Origin of the sequence: Actinomadura sp. NPDC048032, assembly GCF_040653175.1 — a bacterium.
In the GTDB taxonomy this organism is placed as follows: Bacteria; Actinomycetota; Actinomycetes; order Streptosporangiales; family Streptosporangiaceae; genus Spirillospora; species Spirillospora verrucosospora.
The window spans coordinates 1-1,087 of the sequence record NZ_JBEZJP010000827.1; the positions used below are offsets into that span (position 1 = coordinate 1).

The 1,087-nt window shown below is 77.5% G+C and carries 2 protein-coding genes; both read left to right on the forward strand.

All coding sequences use genetic code 11. The features are described 5' to 3' along the window. On the forward strand, nucleotides 1–421 hold a 421-nt coding region (locus AB0C69_RS42520), incomplete at its 5' end, for a glycosyltransferase (RefSeq protein WP_360362683.1). Then, nucleotides 421–1,087, forward strand: a 667-nt coding sequence (locus AB0C69_RS42525) for an SIS domain-containing protein (protein ID WP_360362685.1), incomplete at its 3' end; no start/stop codon positions are given. The genes AB0C69_RS42520 and AB0C69_RS42525, both read left to right, overlap by 1 nt.

A 1,087-nucleotide genomic window follows, 5' to 3' on the forward strand; every position in this document is an offset into this window, starting at 1 on the left:
GCGGCGGGTGGCGGCGGACGCGGACGTGGCGGGCCGGGTGGAGTTCCTCGGCCGGCTCGGCCGCGAGGAGGTCCCGCCGCTGCTGCGCTCGGCGAGCCTCGTCGTCTCCCTGCCCTGGTACGAGCCCTTCGGCATGGTGCCGCTGGAGGCCATGGCCTGCGGCGTCCCGGTGGTGGCGACCGCCGTCGGGGGGCATCTGGACACCGTCGTGGACGGCGTCACCGGCGTGGTCGTCCCGCCGCGCGACCCGGAGAAGGCCGCCAGGGCGATCCGGCGGGTGCTGGACGATCCGGCCGGGCGCGCCGCGATGGGGCGCGCGGGCGGCGGCCGGGCGCGCGAACGCTACTCGTGGGCCCGGGTCGCCGCCGACACCGCCCGGGTCTACCGGGAGGCCGCCGTGCTGAGCGAGGTGGCGGCCTGATGACCGCGCAGCCCGGAATCCGTACCCGCACCGCCACCGTCCACGACCTGCGGCTGGAGGCGCTCGCGGAGGCCGCGCTGCTGTTCCGCGAGCAGGTCCCCACCGTGCAGGCGTGGGGCCTGCGCCTGGCCTCCGTCCTGCGCGCCGGGGGCCGCCTGCTGGCCTGCGGCAACGGCGGCAGCGCCGCGGAGGCGCAGCACCTGACGGCCGAGCTCGTCGGCCGGTTCGAGGACGAGCGCCGGCCGCTGTCGGCGATCCCGCTGCACGGCGACACCTCGTCGGTCACGGCGATCGGGAACGACTACGGCCCGGCCGTCGTGTTCGAGCGGCAGGTGCAGGCCCACGGCCGTCCCGGCGACGTGCTGGTGTGCCTGTCGACCAGCGGGCGCAGCCCCAACGTGATCGCGGCGGCGCGACGGGCCCGCGGGCTCGGGCTCACGGCCTGGGCGGTCACCGGGCCCGGCCCGAACCCGCTGGCCGAGGCGTGCGACGACGCGATCACCGTGCGGGCCGCCTCGACCTCGACCGTCCAGGAGATCCACCTCGCCGCGGTCCACCTGCTGTGCAGCGCAGCTCGCTCTCGGACTCGACGCCGATCCCGCGGAGGACCCGCATGTCCCCGGCGGCCGCCGCGACCTGTTCGACCAGGGCCGTCTTGCCGATCCC